Source organism: Kribbella sp. VKM Ac-2569 (assembly GCF_004216905.1).
In the GTDB taxonomy this organism is placed as follows: Bacteria; Actinomycetota; Actinomycetes; order Propionibacteriales; family Kribbellaceae; genus Kribbella.
This window is the reverse complement of the sequence record NZ_SGXJ01000006.1, coordinates 1-16546: the sequence shown is the minus strand read 5'-3', so window position 1 is coordinate 16546 and position 16546 is coordinate 1. Positions and strand designations below refer to the sequence as shown.

Below are 16546 nucleotides of genomic sequence, written 5' to 3'. Positions count from 1 at the left end.
CCTGTGTTAGTCTCGTTTTACAACACAGTCGTACTGAAAACTTTCTCGGGAGGGACGCTGTGCTGATCGCTGTGATCGCCGCGTGTGAGATCGGATTCTGGGTCCTGCTCGCTGCCGGCCTGGTGACGCGCTACCTGCTGCGGCAGCCGAAGGCCGGTCTCGTCCTGCTGGCCGGCGTACCCCTGGTCGACGTCGTGATGCTGGTCGCGAGCGTCCTGGACATCCACCGGGGAGCGGAGCCCTCGTTCAAGCACTCGCTGGCCGCGATCTTCATCGGCGTCAGCGTCGGGTTCGGGCACCAGACGCTGAAGTGGGCGGACCAGTGGGCCGCACACTTCATGGGTGGCGCGCCGCGTCCGGTGAAGCCGCCGAAGAAAGGTCCGGAGCGCGCCCGCCGCGAACGCGCCGGCTGGTTCCGACACCTGCTCGCGTACGGCGTCGGCGTCGGCATCATGATCGGCCTCGGCCTGCTCTCCGGTCGCGGGTACGACGCGGTGCTCGCCCCGGCCGGCACCTGGACGCTCGTGCTGGCGATCGACGCCGTCGTCTCGTTCAGCTACTCGTTCGACGGGGCGTCCCGGGAGAAGCAGTCCGTCTGACCTCCCGGAATCACACGGTGACTCGTCGTACATTCTCGGCATGACAAAGGTCGGGCGGGTCTGGGCGGCGATCACCGGGTTGATCGTGGTGTGCGGGATCGTCATCCAGTTGGCGGTGACGGCGAACGGGAGCGAGGGGTTCTTCCCGGACAACCCGGAGCGGGTGTTCAACGTGTTCGCCTTCTTCACGATCCAGTCGAACCTCTTGCTCGGCGGGACGGCGTTGATGCTCGCGGTGCAGCCGGGCCGGTCGGGTGACGAGCTGTTCAAGACGCTCCGGCTGAATGGCGTGCTCTGTATCGCGGTGACGGGGATCGTCTACCACGCCGTACTGGCCGGGACCGACGACCTGCACGGCTGGGGGTCGGTCGCGAACTTGCTGCTGCACACCGCCGCGCCGGTGGTCGGCGTACTGGGCTGGCTGCTGTTCGGGCCGCGCGGTCTCACCGACTGGCGGGTCGTCGGGTGGTCGATCGTGTACCCGGTGCTGTGGCTGGTGTTCACGCTGGTGCGCGGCGCGTTCGTCGGTTTCTACCCGTACCCGTTCGTGAACGTCGACGAGCACGGCTACGGGCGGGTGCTACTGAACTGTCTGCTGGTGGCGGTACTGTTCCTGGCTCTGGCGGCGGGGGCGACCACCCTCGACGGCAGGCTGCGCCGGAAGACAACCGTCGAAAGGTAGACCCGTGCTGGTGACCTCGCGCTCGTACGCCGAGTACGAAGCGATGTTCGACCTGAAGGAACTCCCCGACTCCGTGCTCGACTGCTGCGCGGGTGGCGCCGGCTTCACCGCCGAGGCCGCGGCCCGCGGCGTGGACGCGATCGCCGTCGATCCGGCGTACGAGCTGGACCATCCCGAACTCGTCGACAGTGTCCGGCGCAGCCTGCCGGCGACGTCGGGGATCATCGGCGAGCACGAGGGCAGTTTCGTCTGGCACTGGTACGGATCGCCGGAGCGGAAGGACCAGCTCCGAATCGAGGCGGCCGACCGGTTCCTGCAGGACGTCGCGGCCGCGCCGGAGCGGTACGTCGCCGCGGGACTGCCGGATCTGCCGTTCGGCGATCGGCGGTTCGAGTTGGTGCTGTGCTCGCACCTGCTGTTCACCTGGGCAGATAAGTACGACCGGGACTGGCACGAGACCGCGCTGCGTGAACTGATCCGGGTCAGCAACGCCGAGGTGCGGATCTTCCCGCTGGTGCTGCAGGGGGCCGGCGAACCGATCCCGTGGCTGCCGGAACTGCTGGACTCACTCGAGGGCGTGACCTACGAGATCCGCAAGGTGCCCTTCGAGTTCCAGGTCGGCGCCGACGAGATGCTCGTCATCAAGCGCGCCTGATCCACTGGTGCTTCCCGCTCATCGCGCTCACGGATGAGTTTGCGCCTACCCGCCACGATGAGCGGGAAGCGTCCAGGGGTGTGCCGGGCAGGTGGTGGGAGGACGGTCTACCACCGGCCCGCCCGGCTGCCGGGTCAGCGGAGGTACTTGCCGCAGACGGGCCACGGGGAGGCGCCGCGCTGCGCGTAGAGCTTCTTCGCACGCATCAACTGTTCGGCCGCGGAGGCCTTCGCCGGGTTGCCTGAACCGCCGACGCTGCGCCAGGTCCGGAGGTCGAACTGGAACAGCCCGTAGTAGCCGGCCGGGTTCACCGCGCGCGGGTTGCCGCTGGACTCGCAGTTCGCGACCTTGGCCCAGGCACCGCTCAGGTTGGCCTTGCCGCTCCTGGTCGCCGGGCGGTCCTCGGAACGGCTGGACCGGGCCTTGCGCTCGGTCTTCTCGGACTTCGAGGTCTTCTTCTCGGCCTTCTTGGTGACCTTCTTCGGCGCAGAGGTGGCGGCCTTCTTCACGCCGTCCAGCGACAGGGTCTGCCCGATCAGGATGAGGTTGGGGTCCTTCAGGTTGTTGATCCGGGCCAGCTCGTGCCAGTCGGCGCCGTTGGCCTGGGCGATCTCGGAGAGGGTGTCACCGGACTTGACCTGGTAGTCGGTCGCGAACGCCGCACCGGCGCCGGCCGCGGTGATGCCGGCTCCCAGACCGGCGATGGAGAGGGTTCGAGCCACCCGGCGGGTACTTCGCCGGGTGCGCGCATGTCGGGCCTTGGACATCTGAAAAGCGCTCCTTGTGAGCTTGGGCATGGTGGGACGCACCAGGCCCCCCGTGCAGGGGAGGGGCACTCGGACAGGTCACAGGACGGCGTCCGAACGGTCACGCCCCGGTAACGGCGTGACCTGAGTCATCCTGTGGGACGTTCGGCGGAAACGCAACCCCGGATTCCGATCTGCCCCGAACTTTTTCCAGGGCCTGACATTCCGAAACCCCAACAACAGAACGGTTTCCGGGCTCGACACGCCGATGGCCGATGGTCGGAACCGATCGGTTTACCACCGCCTGAAAACGGCTTTCCGGGGCCACTTCGACGGCGCTGTCCCGTGTCGTCCGGACAGTTCGCTCGTTATCGAGACACGGGTGCCGCCGTCCGGCGATCGGGATGCGGCAGCCAGTGGATGAGGCGACGGATGTGATGGGGGCAGAAGCGTTGATCCGAGTGGCTCTCGGCCATCGCGGCACATTGGTGCGTGGTGCACTGGCCGCGGTGCTGGCAAGGGAGAACGACCTGGACGTGGTGGCCGAGCTGGACCGCTCGGACGACGTCCTCCAGGTGGCCGGGCGGCGTCCGGACGTGTTCCTGCTCGACCCGCAACTGCCCGGCCGCATCCGGATCGAGGAACTCTGCCGCAAACTCGCCGGGCGCGGCGTGCTGGTGCTGATCGACCACGAGGCGATCGCGGCGACCAGCCTGGCGCTGGTGAAGCAGGCGCCGCGGATCGGGCTGATCGCGACCGATGCGACCACGGACCTCCTCGTGCAGGCGGTGCGCGATGTCGCGAAAGGACTGCCCGTGGTCGACGTACGGCTGGCTGTGGCGGCGTTGAAGGCTGGTGACAACCCGCTGACCGATCGTGAGTGCGAAGTACTGCGGCACGTCACCACCGGCGCGACGGCGCAGGAGGTTGCCCGCACGCTCAGCCTCAGCGCGGGCACCGTGCGGAACTACCTGTCCCGGATCCTCGCCAAGACCGGATCCCGCAGCCGGATCGAGGCGATCCGGAAGGCTCAGGACGCCGGCTGGATCTGAGCGCCGGGCGTCCAGTTGCCGTGCAGGTCGCGGTACATGCGGGACGTTCGCATCAGGGTGGCGTGGGTCCCGAGGGTGGCCTGGTTGCCGTCCAGGACGAGGATGCGGCGCGCGCGCAGGGCGGAACTGATGCGGTGCGCGATCACGATGAGCGTTCCGTGCCGCTTCGCGAACGCCTCTTCGGCCAGCCGTTCGGCCTCGGGGTCGAGGAAACAGGTCGCCTCGTCGAGCACTACGAGCGGTGCGGGTGACAGATAGGCGCGCACCAGCGCAAGCAGTTGCTTCTCGCCGGCGGAGAGCTCGTTCGGCCGGACGGTGGCGTGCAGGCCGCCGATGCGTTCGACGAGTTGCTCGGCGCCGATGGTCTTCGCGGCGAGCTCGAGCTGGTGATCTGTTGCGTCGGGCAACAAGTAGGCGAGGTTGTCGCGAACGGTGCCGCTGAAGACGTAGGCCTCCTGCGGGATCAGGACCCGGGTCTGCGCGAGTCGATCGGTGGCGACATCGGTTGGTGGTGCACCGCCCAGCAGCAATCGGCCGGCCGTCGGCGTGAGCATTCCGCAGACCAGGCCGGCCAGCGTCGACTTGCCGATGCCGCTGGGGCCGACGACGGCGAGGTGTTCACCTTCGGGGATCGTCAGCTCGAGGTTGTCGAGCACCGGCTCGGCTTTGGGGCCGTACGCGAACGTCAGCCCACGCAGCCGGACCTGGTAGCCGTTCAATTCGTCGACCGGTCGCGGTTCTTCGGCGGGTGTCGAGGCGTCGAGGATCCGGCCGAGCGTGATCACGTACCGCAGGCCGCTGTCGCCCAGAGCGTTCATCACCGTGTTCAGCGCCGGTTGCAAGCCGATCAGAACGTAGGTGAGGCCCCCGAGCAACGTGCCCGTGCTGACTCCACGCCCCACCAGCCACGGCCCGGCCGCGAGCAGGATCAGCAACGGAAGCCAACCGCCGACCGCGAAGCACAACGTCCGCAGCGCCGACACTTTCGCCAGCGCGCGCTCCGCCGCCGCGTGGGCCTCGATCGGCTGGCCGACCAACCACTCGGCGTACTCCTCGGTGCCGGCCGCGGAGATGTCGCGCACCCCGCCGAACACCATCCCGGCCGACGCGGCGAGTTCCTCGTCCGCGGTCAGCGACGCGCGCACCCGGTCTGCTGCCATCCCGAGGACCGCGAGCGACAGCACGAACCCCAGCAAGAACGGCGGTACGACGAATGCGGCAACGAGCGGAGCGAGTGACAACAGCCCGGTCAGTACGCCGAACAGCGTGACCGCGAAACTGCGCAGTACGAGGACCAGACCCGCGAACGTGTCGCGGACGATCTCCACCTGCCGGTTCAGCCGCGCGACCGCCCCGTCGTCCCCGGACCGGAGCGCGCCGCCGACAACCCGGCGTACCAGATCGTCCCGCAACGGCTCGACCAGCTCACCGAGCCGCCCGTACACCTGCCGCGCGCCGGCCGCCCCCAGGCAAGCCGTCACGATCAACCCACCCAGCCAGGCGATTCCTTGCCACGCGTGTCCATCGAGAAAGCTGTCCGTCGCCCGCGCCACCGCGATCCCGTACACCGCCGTCGGCAGGATCTCCGGAACCGACCACCCGATCAACTTGACCGTGGCCCGCTTCCGCAGCGCGGCAGCGCCGTACGACAGCTCTCGTCTCATCCGAAGACAGATCTGTACGACGTGTTGTGCCAGAGGTCGGCGTGCGGAGCGATGGCTTGGACCTGGCCGTGGTCGAGCCAGATGACCAGGTCTGCGCGGGCGGCGGTAGCCGGGCGGTGGGTGACGATCAGGCGGGTGCGGTGGTGCCGGTCCTCGGTGAGGGTGCGGCTGATCTGGCGTTCGGTCGCGGTGTCCAGGCTCGACATCGCGTCGTCGAGGACCAGCAGGCGACCGGCCGACCAGGCGCGGGCAAGGCCGAGGCGTTGCCGTTCGCCGCCGGACATCGGTGCCTTGCGCAACGAAGTGAAGTACCCGTCGGGCAGGCGGCTGACGAAGTCGTGGGCGTGCGTGGCGCGGGCGGCGGCGAGCGTACGGACCGGGCTGACCGTGTGCGGGTCGATCGCCTCGCCGACCGTCCGGCCGACCAACTGCGGACGCTCGAACGCGCACCCGACCGCGCTGCGCAGCGCACGCCGGCTGACGGCCTGCAGCGGTACGCCGTCCAGCGAGACCTGACCGGTCGACGGGTCCCGCAGCCGCGCGGCGACCGCCGCGAAGACGGACTTGCCGGCTCCGCTCGGGCCGACGACGGCGATCGTGATCCCACCCGGGAGATCGAGATTCACGTTGTCCAGCAGGACGTTCCCGTCGGCGACCACGCTGACCCCGTCGAACGTCAGTTGCCCGGGACCGGCCGGCAGCGTCAAGGTGCCGTGGGCGACGGGCTCGACCCCGATCACCTCGGCGGACCGCCGGACGCCGGCCTTGGCGCGGGCGAGCTCGCCGAGCACACCGGTCAGGTTGCCGAGACCGGCGCCAAGAACGGCGTACTGCGAGGCAGCGAACAGCTCGCCCGCCGTGATGTTGCCGGCTACGAGTTGCAGTCCGCCGACGGCCAGGACGGCGACCAAAACGAGCGGGCCGACGACCGCGGCCTGCGCGCCGGAGCGAGCCAGGATCCGCCAGGTGACGACGCCGTTGCGGTGCAGTTCGGGGAGCAGACCGAGGATGCGGCGCTCCTCGCGCTCCGTCGTACCGGCGGCCGTGATGGTGCGGATGCCAGTCAGCGACTCGGACAGTAGGGCAGCGATACGGCCCTGGGTCTCCTGGTAGGCGAGGCTGACGTCGGCGGTCCGTTTGGCGAAGGTCCAGAGGACGACGACCACGAGTAGGACGCCGCCGAAGAACGCGGCGGCGAGCCAGGGGTCGATCACTGCCAGCAGTACGAGGCTGCCAAGCGGGGGAGCGATGGCGGCGATCGCGGTCACCGCGGCCGGTCCGGCCTGGGCGGCGTCGGTGGCGTTGGCCGAGACGCGGGTGACGAGGTCGCCGGTCTCGAAGTCGCGCGTACCGCCGGGACCGCCGCGGACGACGTGCCGGACCAGCCGATGGCGCAGCCAGGCGGTGGTCTCGGCGACGCAGGCCGCGCCGGCGAACGCGTCGACGATGCTCGCCGCGATCCCGAGTCCGATGAGCGCGGCCGCGACGACCAGCCAGCGCGTGTAGCCGGTGCCGGCCACGATCGAGTCGACCGAACGACCGAGGATCGTCGGCAGTGCGAGCGTGACGGCGCTGCCGATGAGTGCGTTGACCCCGATCAACGGCAACCAGCCCCGACCGTGCTTCGCCACCTCTCCGAAGCTGATCATGAGCCCAGGCCCGTCTGATCGGCGACGAAGGCGAGGATGTCGGCGGCCAGGTTGATGCCGCCGGTCGTATGTCCGGCGTCCGGCTCGAACCGCAGCAGCACCGGCCGGCTGCTCGCCGTCGCGTGCTGCAGCGCCGCGCACAGCTTCCTCGCATGCAGCGGGTCGACGCGGGTGTCGTTCCCGAACGCCGTCAGCAGCACGGCCGGGTACTTCACGCCGTCGGCGACGCGGTGGTACGGCGAGTAGCTCGCCAGAGTCTTGAAGTCGTCGGGGTTCTTGACCGAGCCGTACTCCGCGGTCCAGCGCTCGCCGAGACCCGAGAGTTCGTAGCGGATCATGTCGGTCAGCGGTGCTGAGCAGACCGCGGCGGCGAACAGTTCCGGGCGTTGGGTGAGTGCTGCCGCCGTCAGGAGACCGCCGTTCGACTCACCGCAGATGGCGAGCTGGTCGGCGGTCGTCCAGCCTTCGGCGATCAGGTGCTCGGCGGCGGTGATGAAGTCGTCGAAACTGTTCTGCTTGTTGTGGCGGGTGTCGTTGCGGACGGTCGCAGTGACGAACGAGCCGCCGGCTTCGACCCAGGCCAGCGCGAAGGCGGAGTACGTCGGGGTGAGCGCCTGCCCGAACCCGCCGTACCCGTAGAGAATCGTGGGACGCGGCCCTGGTTTGCCGATGACCCGCAGCTCGACGCCGGAACTGGTCGCCAGCTGGTGTGTCTCAAGGTCCTGTGACTCTGACCGGCCGGTCGTTTGCCCCATGCTCGCGTCGTAGCACCAGACCGTCGGCGGCGTGACGCTGTCGGTGTAGCTGAACCAGGCGCGATTGCCGTGCGCTGTGAGCGAGCCGATGGACCCGTGGACGGGCAATTCGAGGGTACGGAGCCGACGGCCGGTTGGGCGGTCGTGGACGGCGATCTCGGTTGCCGTGCTGACCAGGACGACGTCGTCGAGGACGGCGAGACCGGTTAGCGGTGCGTTCGGGCGGATGTAGTCGTGCCAGACGGTCGGCTCGGTCGGGTCGCCGACGCAGATCCGACCGGTGGGCGCGTCCTGGGTGGTGACGACGTACAAACGGCCGTCCGGACCGACCGACATGATCGTGGTCGTGTCCTGCGGGAGGTGCCGTGGGGGCGCGTTCGTTGTCAGGTCGGCGAGCCACACATCGGTCGTCGTACAGATCGTCAGCCAGCGACCGTTCGCGCTGATCTCCAGCCCGTACGACGCCTCGTCGGCAAGGATCGTGGCGTCGTCGGGGTCGCCCAGGCGGTGGCGGCGTACCTGACGGAAGCGCACGTAGTAGAAGGTCTCGTTGTCCGGGAGCCAGGCCACGGGGGAGTAGCGGCAGCCGTCGAGCGGGCCGTCGATCAGCTCGCCCGACAGCACGTCGAGGACGTGGAGCGACGAACGCTCGTCACCGCCGCGGGAGAGTTGGTATGCCAGCTTGGTGCCGTCCGGAGAGGGCTGCCAGGCGTCGAGCGTGGTCAGACCGCTCGGATCGAGTTGCTTCGGGTCGATGAGCGGCGTCTCGTCGACGTTCAGCACGGCGTACTGCTGCCCGGTCTCACGGCGCAGGGTGAAGCAGCGGTCGCCGCGCCAGACGGGCGTGGACACGCTGCTGACGTCGGACAACTGCCTCACCCGGTTCTTCCAGCGGAACCGGTTGGTCAGCGACGCGGCGTACGTCAGCCACAGGTCGTCCTGGTCCCGCAGCCAGTGCTCGGACGCCGAAGGGTCCTCGAGCCAGCGGTACGGGTCCGCGACGGTACAACCGTGCACCTGCTCCACGAGCGTCAGACGCTCGGCGCATGGATAAGACTGCACGGAGACAATCACCTCACTCTCTCCTTGTCCACCAACACAACGAGCCCGCGGGCTCGGGGCTACCGGTTCGGAGACAGGTCGGCCCTGGGTAGGCCTGCGCCCACCCAGGGCCTCACTACCTGACATACAGGTGCCGTATCAGTGGCAGAGCAGCAGGCTCAGGTTGCTCGGGGTCTGCGAAGCGCAGCCCAGCACGGTCAGCGTGGAGCCGCCGTGGTGGTGGCCGCCGTGGCCGTAACCCGGGGTCTCCAGACCCTGAAGGTCGAGAAGTGCCATGTGTTTACACCTCCTTCGGTGCAAGTCGTCGGGATGAGGACTCGGACCACTGGGGAGGTCCGAGGAACGGGAGGGACACCGGCGCGTCCTGCAGCGCCGTACCCAGAGCCAGCAGGACGCCGGCCGATCCGGTGGCCAGGTCCATCGAGAGACGGAGCAACTGGTTGCCCGGGTACGCGAGGCCGCCCTCGAACGGCATCGCGTGCCAGCCGAGGCCGTGCACCAGGTCGTCGACCTGGTCACCGAGTGAGGCGGCGGCCAGGAGAACACCGGCGCGACCCATGAACAGGCCAGGCTGGACGTAGTAAGAGCAGTGCGTGACGCGCTTCAGTTCGTCGAGGGTGTTTGTGAGCTCTTCGGACGGGCGGTGCCGCAGGTAGCGCTCAAGGACGAGCGCGACGCCGGCCGAGCCCTCTTCGAGGTACGGCAGGGTCCGCCAGCCCTGGTTGACCTGACGCATGCCGTCCTCAGTGAGCACGGTGCGCTTGAGGTCCTGCCGGATCGCGATCTCCGCGAGATCGAGCAGACCGGTGTCGCCGAGCTGCTCGAACGCGTTGAGGAACAGCAGCGCCGGACCAGAGGAGCCGTACATGAGGCCGGCGCGGGCGTGCTGACCGCCGCTGATTTCTGGTACGTCGTGGTCGAGCCGGTCTGCGACCAGGTCGAGGACGCGTACTGCCTTCGCTCGGAGCGCCGGCTCGGTGTCGAAGTGCAGGAGGTTCAGGCCGATGCCGGCCAGGCCGGAGTGCAGCCCGAGCTCGCGGGAGCTCCAGTCGTCGGTGAGGGTTCGTTCGACCAGGTCCAGCGCGTCCTGCCGGTGGCCGAGCTCGTCGAGGACGTGGGCTACGCCGTGCAGACCGTCGTACAGCCCGGGGCCGGTCGCGGTGTTGAGGGCTTGCTTGCGCAGCCAGTCGTCGTACTCCGGGAAGCGCCCGGCGCCTGTCCTAGCGAGCGCGTAGAGGACGCCGGCTGCTCCGGTGGCGAGGTTGATGCCGCCGCCGTCGCGGAACTGCGCGATGTCGCCGGGGAACAGGCGGTCGGTGCGTTCCGGGGTCGCTGCGGCGACGATCGCCTTGGCGAGCGCCGCGCGTACGTCGGTCCACTCGGCCTTGCCGGGCAGCGCCAGGTCTTCGAGCTCGTTGGTGGTGTTGGCGCCGACGATCGTCCGGACGGCCTCATCGAGCGTGGCGCGCGGCACCGGGAAGGTGTCGGCGATCATGTCAGCGAGCTGGAACGCCTTGCCGGGATGGAGATTCAGCAGGATCGTTGCCTGCGGCGCATAAACACCGAGTGCGATACAGGCGAGCGCGTACCGATCGACGTCGACACCTTGCCGGTCCTGCGGAGCGGCGTACCCGGGATGGGCGAGTGTGGACCGGGCGTGGTCCTCGGCCCTGGTCGCGACCTCGAAGTCGATCAGCGTCAGCTTGCCGTTCACATCGAGCAGCAGGTTGTCCGGATGCAGGTCGCAGAACACCACACCGCGCTCGTGCAGCTGGCCGACTGCCTCGCCGACCTTGGCGATCATCGCGGTCGCCCATTCGGCGTACGTCGCCTTGTCGGCCTCGGTCGCGTCCGGATGCGTCAGCGGGTAACGGCGTACCAGCTCGCGTTGGAGCGACACCGAATCGATGTGCTCCTGCACGAGGAAGTGATGGTCGCCCAGTTGCAGGTAGTCGTGCGTCTTCGGTACGGCGTCGAGGCCGTCGAGTTGCTCGAGGATGTCGCGCTCGTGGGCGATCCGCGCGACCGCGTCCCGGCCGGCCATGTCGAGACCCGCGTGCGGGCGGCCCTCTTTGAGTACGACGCGATCGCCGGTCTCGTTGTGGTGGCCGAGGTACACGCCGCCGCCGTTCGAGAACTGGATGACGCCGTCGATCGTGTATGCGAGGTCGTTGGTGGTGACGGCGTTGCGTGCGTCGAGGTGCGGCTTCAGGAAGTCCGGGAGCTGGATCCAGGGCGGCAGGACGAAGGTCGGGCCGCGGTGGTCCGGGACGAGATTGCCCTCGGCGTCCTCGATTGCCAGGACGCGTTCCCCGGTCGGGGAGAGGCAGTACCTGCTGACGAAGGCGCCGTACCGGACGAACAGCGGACCTTCGGCGTAGCGCAGATCGCTCAGGATATAAGGGCCTTCGACGCCGTGAAGTGCTTCGTCGAGCTCCTTGAGTACGAGCTCGAGTTGCGTGTCGTCGGTCGGGTAGATCGTCACCAGCTTGCCGCTCGACCCGCGGGGAGCGGCCTTCGAGTTCGTCATCACGAGGACGGCCTCGTTGCGCAGGAACTTGAACGCGATGCCGCGCGGGACGCAGTACTCCCACACGGCCTCGAGCGTCCGCTCGACATCCTTGAGCTGTGCCGAGACGTGGATCTTCCAGCCTTGCTGAGGAAGCCGGAGACCGTCAGGCGCGTAGTGCATCCACTGCTCACCCGGCACGTGCTGCCACCCGGTCGGCACCGGCCGCTGCGTGATGGCGAAATCCGGATGCTGCGCACCACGGTTGGCCGGCGTCTCGTAGAACCGCCGATCCGCAAGGCAGTAGAACTCGTAACTCTCGTGCATGACTGTCCGACCCCCCTTTCGTGGCCCCGCCACATCTTGGGCGCCGCGACCGGGGTCGGCGTAGTGCACGATGTCATCACTCTCGTGTGAAGAACCCACGCACTACGAGTGAGTAACTAAGCACTCTTTGTTACCGAACCGCGAATCCTGAGCGTGAATCCCCCCGCGAGGGCATGTCAATCAACAGCAACAACATCACAGCCCGTAACCCCGAGCCAGCTGCCTCGTACCGCCGCCGCGGTCAGACCGGGTAGGTGTGGACCTCGGTGGCTTTGAGGGTGGTGTGAAGGGGTTGGCCGGGGGTCAGGTGGAGGTCGGCTACTGCGGCGGGGGTGATGTCGGCGAGGAGGTCGGCGGGGCCGGTAGGGGAGGCATCCAGGCGGACTCGGACTGTGTGGGCGTGCTGTTCTATGCCGGTGACTACCGCGGGCCAGGTGTTGCGGGGGCTGCCGGACGGGGGCTCCACGTAGAGGCTGACCGCGGTGGGCGGGAACGCTACGTGGACTGGGCCGGTGGCTGGTTCGGCAAGCGTGATCGTGCCGCCCTCGGGCAGTCTGACTGTGGTGCCTGAAGCGTCGCCGCGGTAGAGGTTGAGGCCTACCAGTTGAGCTACGTAGTCGGTGCGGGGGCGGTGGGCCACCTCGGTGGGTTTGCCTTCCTGGACTACCTGGCCGTTCTCGATGATGACCAGGCGGTCGGCCAGGACCATGGCGTCGAGCGGGTCGTGGGTGACCAGCAGGGTGCGGCCTTCGAAGCGATTGAGGTGCTGGCCCAGTTCGGCTCGGACGTGAAGCGTCGTACCGGCGTCGAGTGCGGCTAGTGGTTCGTCGAGCAGCAGGAGTTCGGGGTCCGTGGCCAGTGCCCGGGCCAGGGCCACGCGTTGGGCCTGTCCGCCGGACAGAGCGCGGGGACGAGTACGGGCGTACTCCGACAAGCCGACTGTTTCGAGCCAGCGCGTGGCTTCCATCCGGGCGGTCTGCTTCTCCACGCCGCGGGCGCGAAGACCGAAGGCCACGTTCTCCAAGCAGCTCAGGTGGTTGAACAGGAGGTAGTCCTGGAACACCACGCCGATCGGCCGGCGGTCCGGCGTACGAAAGGTGCGCGGCGGCTCGTCCCACACCGTGTCGTCGAGGGCAATGCGTCCGCGGTCCAATGCAAGCAGTCCGGCGATGGCACGGAGCGCTGTGGTTTTGCCGGCGCCGTTGGGGCCGAGAAGCGCGACAACCTCACCTGGCTCGACAGTCAGGTCCAGCGCGAGCTCGAAGGAGCCACGGCTCACTTGCACATCGGCGTACAGAGTCAACGGAGCCCACCGATCCAGCGCTCGCGGAGAGACGCCAGTACGACGACAGACACCAGCAGAAGCACCAGGCTCAGTACGACGGCCACATCGGGGTCAGTCTCCAACGCCAGGTACACGGCCAGCGGCATGGTCGTCGTACGGCCCGGGAAGTTGCCGGCGAACGTGATGGTGGCGCCGAACTCACCCAGGGCACGCGCCCAGCAGAGCACTGTCCCGGCAACAACACCAGGTGCGATCGAAGGCAGCGTCACCCGCCGGAACGTCAGCCACCGTCCGGCACCGAGTGTTGCGGCCGCCTCTTCGTACCGCGGGTCAGCAGCACGCAGTGCGCCCTCCACAGAGATCACCAGGAACGGCATAGCCACAAAGGCCTCTGCAACAACCACACCGGCAGTCGTGAACGGTAGCGAGATGCCAAACCACGTGTCGAGGTGCTGACCGACCAGACCGCGTCGTCCGAGTACCAGCAACAACGCAACGCCACCAACCACCGGCGGCAGCACCAGCGGAACCGTCACGAACGCCCGGATCACACTCCGCCCAGGCAGCCCGCCGCGGGCGAGCAACCAGGCCAGCGGAACACCTAGGAGCAAGCACAACGCAGTAGCAGCAGTCGCGCACACCAGTGACAGCCGCAACGCCTGCCACACATCGGCACTGAACAGGCGTCCCGGCAACGTCGACCAAGGCGCCTTGATCAGCAGACCGACCAACGGGACGAGCAGGAACGCCAACCCGAGCAGAGCAGGCAGCAGAAGTACTAGGGGCAGCCGCCCACTAGTGCTCCTGCTACGACGACTCACGGTGCGTCAAAGCCCGCGGCGGTCAGGACTGCCTTGCCCTTGTCCGACAAGACATAGTCGACGAACGCCTTGGCGCCGTCCGGGTTCGGAGCCTTGGTCAGTGTGGCGATCGGGTACTCGTTGACGGCCTTACTCGACTCCGGGAACTCGATGCCCTCGACCTTGTCCTTGGCGGACAGTACGTCGGTCTTGTACACGAGGGCCGCGTCGACCTCACCAAGACTGACCTTGGTGAGCGCCGCCTTCACGTCCTGCTCGAGGCTGTCCGGCTGCGCGGTGATCCCGACCGCCGCGAACACCTTCGCGGCCGCCGCGCCGCACGGCACCTGCGCGGCGCAGATCGCGATCTTCTTGTTCTTGTCCGCGAAGTCCTTGATCCCGGTGACCTTGCCCGGGTTGCCCTTCGGTACGGCGATCTCCAGCGTGTTCTTCACGAAGTTCGTCGATGCGCCCTTGTCCTTGACGTCGTCCATGTTCTTCGGCGCCGCCGACGCGAACACGTCCGCGGGCGCGCCCGAGTTGATCTGCTTCGCGAGCGCGGAGCTGCCGGCGAAGTTGAAGGTCACCTTCACGCCGGGGTGGGCGGCCTCGAAGTCCTTGCCCAGCTGGGTGAACGTGCCAGTTAGCGATGCGGCGGCGAACACGTTCACCGTGCCCGACAAGGCCGACGAGCTGCTCGACGGAGACGATGCCGCCGGGGTGTCGTCGCCACACCCGGCGAGCGCAAGCGCGGCGGCCGCGGCAAGGACGGCGAACGCGGTACGGCGGAACATCATGCCTCCGGGATCTCGACGACGACGTGGGTGGACTTGATGGAGGCGACGGCCACCACCCCGGGCTCCAGGCCGAGTTCGTCGGCGGCCTCACGACTCATCAGCGACACGACGCGGAACGGCCCGGCCTGCATCTCGACCTGGGCCATCACACCGTCCTTGAGCACCCGGGTGACGATCCCTCGCATCCGGTTGCGCGCCGACGCCGCGGCGGTGTGACCGGGCTCCGGTGAGTCCGCCAGCTCCTGGGCGAACGTGGCGAGCGCTCGCCCGTCGACGGCCATCCGCCCGTTCTCCTGCTTCGACGGCAACCGGCCCTGATCGATCCAGCGACGCACCGTGTCGTCGCTGACCCCCAGAAGCGCGGCCACCTCGCTGACCCGCAAGTTCGGCACGGGAGACAGCCTACCGCCGCAGATGCGGATTGATGCCAGGTTTTCCACAGTCACGAGGCCGTGACGGAAAGTAGTGGCGATTCCTCGTAAGTTATAGGACATGAGCACATCGGCGATGCGGGACTACTTGGACGGGCCGCACAGGGCGGCGCGGGACGTCGTGCGGGCAGGGCTGGGAGCGCACGCTGACTTGGGTGACCTCGCGGTCCGGCTGCCGCGGGACGAGTACCGGGACCGGATCCTCGACCTGCTGCTGCAGTCGGCGGCGGACGGGCTGCCCGCGCGGGGCTATCCGAAGGAGTACGGCGGCGAGGGGGACCTGGGCGGGTTCATCGCGGCGTTCGAGACGCTGGCGTTCGGCGACCTGTCGCTGATGGTGAAGGCCGGTGTGCAGTTCGGTCTGTTCGCCGGCGCGATCCAGCACCTGGGGACCGAGAAGCACCACGAGCGGTATCTGGCGGATGCGGTCAGCGGACGGCTGCTCGGCTGCTTCGCGATGACCGAGACCGGTCACGGGTCAAACGTGCAGGCCCTCGGCACGACAGCGACGTACGACGAGGCGAAGGGAGAGTTCGTCGTGCACACGCCGTCGACGGCGGCGCGGAAGGACTATATCGGCAACGCGGCACGTCATGGGCGGATGGCGGCCGTGTTCGCGCAGTTGATCGTCGGCGGCGAGAGTCACGGTGTGCACTGCCTGCTGGTGCCGATCCGGGGTGCGGACGGTGCGGCGCTTCCGGGCGTCACGTTGTCGGACTGCGGGCCGAAGCTCGGGCTGAACGGTGTCGACAACGGGCGGATCGTCTTCGACCAGGTTCGGGTGCCGCGGGAGGCGTTGCTCGACCGCTACGCCCAGGTCGATGTGGATGGCAACTACAGCAGCGCGATCGAGAACCCGGACCGCCGGTTCTTCACGATGCTCGGCACGCTCGTGCAGGGCCGGGTGTCGGTCGGCGGCGCGGCGATCAACGCGAGCAAGGTGGCGCTGACGATCGCGATCAGGTACGGCGCTCAGCGGCGCCAGTTCGGCGCTCCGGGAAGCGACGAGGAGGCGATCCTGCTCGACTACCGGATGCACCAACGCAGGCTCCTGCCGTTGCTCGCGCGGACGTATGCACTCCACTTCGCGCAGGCCGAGCTGGTGGAAGAGTTCGCCCGGGTGTTCAACGACGACCAGGGCGAGCACGACCGGCGGGCGTTGGAGGCGCAGGCGGCCGGGACGAAGGCGCTCGGGACGTGGCATGCGACCGAGACGATCCAGATGTGCCGGGAGGCCTGCGGCGGCGCGGGGTACCTGGCCGAGAACAGGCTGGCCACGCTGAAGGCGGACACCGATGTGTTCACGACCTTCGAGGGCGACAACACGGTCCTGCTGCAGCTGGTGGCGAAGGGACTGCTGACGGACTACCGCGAGTCGTTCGGCAAGTTGGACCCGTTGGGTCTGGCGAGGTTTGTCACGGTGCAGGCGGTGGAGAGAGCGGTCGAGAAGGCCGCGCTGCGTCCGTTGATCGAGCGGCTGCGGGACGTCGTACCGAATCGGAACGACCGGAGTGATGCAGGGGATCCGGATGC

General features: G+C 68.3%; 15 protein-coding genes. 5 read left to right on the top strand and 10 right to left on the bottom strand.

The window, feature by feature from the left end:
- Window positions 1-59: 59 nt before the first annotated feature.
- From EV649_RS34105 to EV649_RS34095, 3 genes are read left to right on the top strand one after another with little or no spacing between them, the layout of a single operon-like run.
- On the top strand, window positions 60-599 hold the full coding sequence (locus tag EV649_RS34105) for a 2TM domain-containing protein (RefSeq protein ID WP_130387819.1): 540 nt from the start codon (window positions 60-62) through the stop codon (window positions 597-599).
- Between the two features lie 40 nt (window positions 600-639).
- Window positions 640-1281 carry a Pr6Pr family membrane protein gene (locus EV649_RS34100; protein WP_130387818.1) on the top strand — a complete coding sequence of 214 codons (642 nt, stop codon included), beginning with the start codon at window positions 640-642 and terminating at the stop codon, window positions 1279-1281.
- Window positions 1282-1285: 4 nt separating this feature from the next.
- Entirely contained in the window at window positions 1286-1936 is a 651-nt protein-coding gene (locus tag EV649_RS34095; protein WP_130387817.1) for a class I SAM-dependent methyltransferase, read from the top strand.
- A gap of 134 nt (window positions 1937-2070) precedes the next feature.
- Here the strand turns inward: EV649_RS34095 and EV649_RS34090 are convergent, their stop codons facing one another.
- Entirely contained in the window at window positions 2071-2703 is a 633-nt protein-coding gene (locus EV649_RS34090) for a transglycosylase family protein (RefSeq protein ID WP_130387816.1), read from the bottom strand.
- Window positions 2704-3119: 416 nt separating this feature from the next.
- Here EV649_RS34090 and EV649_RS34085 point away from each other — a divergent pair, with 416 nt between their 5' ends.
- The gene (locus EV649_RS34085; RefSeq protein ID WP_130388215.1) at window positions 3120-3734 is read left to right on the top strand and encodes a response regulator transcription factor; all 615 of its coding nucleotides are present in this window, start codon (window positions 3120-3122) and stop codon (window positions 3732-3734) included.
- On the opposite strand, the gene EV649_RS34080 is transcribed toward EV649_RS34085, so the two are convergent.
- From EV649_RS34080 to EV649_RS34040, 9 genes are all read right to left on the bottom strand, one after another.
- Window positions 3713-5398: an ABC transporter ATP-binding protein gene (locus tag EV649_RS34080; RefSeq protein ID WP_130387815.1), complete on the bottom strand. Its 1686-nt coding sequence runs from the start codon at window positions 5396-5398 to the stop codon at window positions 3713-3715. The genes EV649_RS34085 and EV649_RS34080 overlap by 22 nt on opposite strands.
- Entirely contained in the window at window positions 5395-7047 is a 1653-nt protein-coding gene (locus tag EV649_RS34075) for an ABC transporter ATP-binding protein (protein ID WP_130387814.1), read from the bottom strand. The genes EV649_RS34080 and EV649_RS34075 overlap by 4 nt, the downstream gene beginning before the upstream one ends.
- Window positions 7044-8864: a prolyl oligopeptidase family serine peptidase gene (locus EV649_RS34070; RefSeq protein ID WP_241999034.1), complete on the bottom strand. Its 1821-nt coding sequence runs from the start codon at window positions 8862-8864 to the stop codon at window positions 7044-7046. Before EV649_RS34070 ends, EV649_RS34075 begins: the two co-directional genes overlap by 4 nt.
- Window positions 8865-9002: 138 nt before the next feature.
- Complete coding sequence (locus EV649_RS34065; RefSeq protein WP_130387812.1) at window positions 9003-9140, bottom strand: SapB/AmfS family lanthipeptide; 138 nt, start codon at window positions 9138-9140, stop codon at window positions 9003-9005.
- 4 nt (window positions 9141-9144) lie between these two features.
- Window positions 9145-11700: a class III lanthionine synthetase LanKC gene (gene lanKC / locus EV649_RS34060; RefSeq protein ID WP_130387811.1), complete on the bottom strand. Its 2556-nt coding sequence runs from the start codon at window positions 11698-11700 to the stop codon at window positions 9145-9147.
- Window positions 11701-11941: 241 nt separating this feature from the next.
- Complete coding sequence (locus EV649_RS34055; RefSeq protein ID WP_241999032.1) at window positions 11942-12979, bottom strand: ABC transporter ATP-binding protein; 1038 nt, start codon at window positions 12977-12979, stop codon at window positions 11942-11944.
- 20 nt (window positions 12980-12999) lie between these two features.
- Entirely contained in the window at window positions 13000-13806 is an 807-nt protein-coding gene (modB, locus tag EV649_RS34050; protein WP_130387809.1) for a molybdate ABC transporter permease subunit, read from the bottom strand.
- Window positions 13803-14582 carry a molybdate ABC transporter substrate-binding protein gene (gene modA, locus EV649_RS34045; protein ID WP_241999031.1) on the bottom strand — a complete coding sequence of 260 codons (780 nt, stop codon included), beginning with the start codon at window positions 14580-14582 and terminating at the stop codon, window positions 13803-13805. Before modA ends, modB begins: the two co-directional genes overlap by 4 nt.
- Entirely contained in the window at window positions 14579-14974 is a 396-nt protein-coding gene (locus EV649_RS34040; RefSeq protein WP_130387807.1) for a TOBE domain-containing protein, read from the bottom strand. The genes modA and EV649_RS34040 overlap by 4 nt, the downstream gene beginning before the upstream one ends.
- Window positions 14975-15074: 100 nt before the next feature.
- On the opposite strand from EV649_RS34040, the gene EV649_RS34035 reads away from it, so the two are divergent.
- Window positions 15075-16546 (top strand): acyl-CoA dehydrogenase family protein (locus tag EV649_RS34035; protein WP_130387806.1); only part of this gene is annotated, 1472 nt, incomplete at its 3' end.

Bases quoted from the DNA above. Each gene is read 5' to 3' on its own strand.
- EV649_RS34065 (WP_130387812.1), bottom strand. From the start codon at position 9,140: ATGGCACTTCTCGACCTTCAGGGTCTGGAGACCCCGGGTTACGGCCAC.
- EV649_RS34080 (WP_130387815.1), bottom strand. From the start codon at position 5,398: ATGAGACGAGAGCTGTCGTACGGCGCTGCCGCGCTGCGGAAGCGGGCC.
- modA (WP_241999031.1), bottom strand. From the start codon at position 14,582: ATGATGTTCCGCCGTACCGCGTTCGCCGTCCTTGCCGCGGCCGCCGCG.
- EV649_RS34075 (WP_130387814.1), bottom strand. From the start codon at position 7,047: ATGATCAGCTTCGGAGAGGTGGCGAAGCACGGTCGGGGCTGGTTGCCG.
- EV649_RS34085 (WP_130388215.1), top strand. From the start codon at position 3,120: ATGGGGGCAGAAGCGTTGATCCGAGTGGCTCTCGGCCATCGCGGCACA.
- lanKC (WP_130387811.1), bottom strand. From the start codon at position 11,700: ATGCACGAGAGTTACGAGTTCTACTGCCTTGCGGATCGGCGGTTCTAC.
- EV649_RS34090 (WP_130387816.1), bottom strand. From the start codon at position 2,703: ATGTCCAAGGCCCGACATGCGCGCACCCGGCGAAGTACCCGCCGGGTG.
- EV649_RS34100 (WP_130387818.1), top strand. From the start codon at position 640: ATGACAAAGGTCGGGCGGGTCTGGGCGGCGATCACCGGGTTGATCGTG.